The following is a 2,668-nucleotide window of genomic DNA, read 5'->3' on the forward strand; positions in this document are numbered from 1 at the left end:
TGTCGCCCGCCACGTAATTCCCCAGGGCTTTCGTCACGTTATTCCTCAGTGCCTGGTGACATGGTAATCCTTCTTCGCGGCGGCAGGTCCGGGGGTTAGGCCCGTTTTTCGTTTGGTCTTTGCCTTCTGCCTTCGCGCTGGACGGGTTCAGGTGTTGGGGCGGCTGCGTGCCCGGTAGGAACCCGTCTGGATGGTGATCTGGTGGGCGTTGTTCACGAGCCGGTCCAGGAGGGACTCGGCGACGACCTGGTTCGGGAACAGGGGGTACCACTGTTCGGGTGCCCGGTTGGTGGTGACGATGATCGAGCGGGCGGGGCGTTCGTTGACGATCTCGTAAAGGTCATCGCCTTGGGCGGGGGTGAACTCGCGCATCGCGAAGTCGTCAAGGATGAGCAGGTCGGGTTTGGTGTAGGCACGCAGGCGCCTGGGCCAGCTCCCGTCGGCGTGCCCGCCGGCGAGATCGGCCAGGACCCGGGAGGTAGGGGCAAACCGGACGGTGTGCCCTGCCCGGAGGGCCTGATGCCCGAACGCGGTAGCGATGTGGGTCTTGCCGGTGCCGACCGGGCCGCTGATGATCACGTGCTGGCCGGTGCGGACCCATTCGGTGTTGGCAAGGTCGCGGATGCGGGCGGCGGGGATGCCGGGGTCCGCGGTGAAGTCGAAGTTCTCGATCCTTCCGTCGGATTCGAACTTCGCGGCCCTCGTGCGCCGCTCCAGTGCCGCGGAGTCGCGGCGGTTGATCTCGTCCAGGCACAGGGACTGGAGGAAGTCCAGGAATCCGAGCCGGCCGTCGGCGGCCTGGGCGAGACGGTTCTCGAGGGAGTCGAGCATCCCGGACAGGCGCAGGGCTCGCAGGGACGCGGCGAGCTGGGTGCGGTCGGCACCGACAGGTCCCGGGCCGGTACTGGTCGTGATGGTCATGGTGGTCTCCTTGTTCTTCGGCCGGGGTCAGCTGGCGGTGAAGGCGCCGGGGCCGCGGAGGTAGGCCCCTGCGCCGTTGTCGCCGTTGGGTCGTACGGGCAGGACGGTGACGCCGGCGGCGAGCAGTCCCCTGACGGTTTTCAGGGTCGGGTCCCCGGCCGCTGCCGCGGCCGCGCAGGCGGTCTCCACCGCCTCGGGGCGGTGCGTGCGCACGAGCCGGATGATGCCCTGCGCGGCGCGGATCCGGTGGACCAACGGTTCCTCCAGCAGGCCGTCGATGAGTGCCGCGGCGGCGGGGCCGATCAGGGACGCGTTCTCGCGGCACCACGCCGCGTCGCGGGTGAAGAACCCCGCCGCTGCCGGCGGGTAGTCGGACAGGTCGGTCTGGCGTCCCTTGGCGATCCTGGGGTGGACCTTCACGATCGCCCCGTCGAGATGGAACTCGACCATCGTCGCGCTGACCCGCACGTCCAGACGGGTCCCGACGAGCTGATACGGGACCGAGTAGAGCACGCCCTTGACCGAGGCGTGGCAGTCCGACCCGACCGTCGCGGTGCGCCATTCGGCCGGTTCGAGCCTCCTGGCCGGCAAGGGAATCAGGGCCGGACGCTCCACGGCAGTGAAGACCTCCCAGGATGTCTGTCCCGCCAGGGCACGCGGCCTGCGGGCGCCGGCGACGTCCCGGCACCACCGCTGGGCTTCCGCGCGCATCTGCGCCAGCGAGCTGAAGGACTGTCCGGCCCAGAACGAGCCGCGCACGTACTGGACCATCCGCTCCACATGCGGTTTGTCCTTGGGTCTGTTGCCCCGTGCGGGATCAATCAACGTCCCGTAATGCCCGGCCAGCTCGGCATAGGCCAGGTTGATCCTCGGATCATAAAGATCCGGGGTGATGACACCGGTCTTGAGATTATCCGGAGTGAGCCGGCGCGGGACCCCGCCGAAAAGCTCGAACGCGGCCACGTGCGCGTTCGTCCACGTCAGCTGGTCCATCCGCGTCGTGGGAAAAACGAAGAGCTGCTTGGAGAACGGCAGCGTGAGCACGAACGCCCAGACCCGGTGGCCCCTGCCGGTATCCGGGTCACGCCAGTTCCCGAGCAGGCCGTAGTCGACCTCTCCGAGCTCTCCCGGCGCGGACAGCGGCTTGAGCACCGTAACGGCCCGTCCCGCCCGCCCGGCATCGGGCAAAGTCGCGGCCAACCACCGGTAAAACGAGCGCTGCGAAGCCCTGACCCCGTGCTCGTCGACCAGGCGCTGGTGGACCACCGCCCCGGCAACCCCGGCCTCCAGCTGCTCCCTCACCCACTCAATCCGGGCATCAAACTCCGGCCAGGTGATCTGCCGCAGCCTGCCGTCCACGGCCGTCGGGAACCAGCCCGCGACCAGGTCCTTCCACTCCTCGGCCGCGAGCCCGAGCCCGGGGACCAGGCCCTCGGCCTCGGCCGGGGCCAAGTACTTCTGCACAGTCTTCCGGTCCATGCCCAACGACACCGCGAGCTCGCTCTTCGAGCGACCAGCGTCCCAATGCATGAACAGTTCGATCAGATCCATCGCTTCCACACTCCTACGCGCCAAACCACGAACCCCGCTTCCGGCCCGACCATCGGACCCGAGGCAAGACTCTCGGACAAGGCACCAGCGGTGCGTGACGTCGTCCCCATGGGAATTACGTGGCGAACCGCCGCTCAAAGTGGGGAATTACGTGGCGAGAACCCACCTAAAGTGAGGAATTCCGTGGCGGACGACA

At 68.2% G+C, this 2,668-nt stretch carries 2 protein-coding genes; both read right to left on the reverse strand.

The features are described 5' to 3' along the window. Positions 1–147: 147 nt before the first annotated feature. Positions 148–921: an IS21-like element helper ATPase IstB gene (gene istB / locus LD110_RS23260; protein WP_225502315.1), complete on the reverse strand. Its 774-nt coding sequence runs from the start codon at positions 919–921 to the stop codon at positions 148–150. A gap of 27 nt (positions 922–948) precedes the next feature. Then, complete coding sequence (istA, locus tag LD110_RS23265; protein ID WP_225502316.1) at positions 949–2,472, reverse strand: IS21 family transposase; 1,524 nt, start codon at positions 2,470–2,472, stop codon at positions 949–951. Positions 2,473–2,668 lie beyond the last annotated feature (196 nt).

Origin of the sequence: Arthrobacter sp. M4, from assembly GCF_020251205.1 — a bacterium.
In the GTDB taxonomy this organism is placed as follows: Bacteria; Actinomycetota; Actinomycetes; order Actinomycetales; family Micrococcaceae; genus Arthrobacter.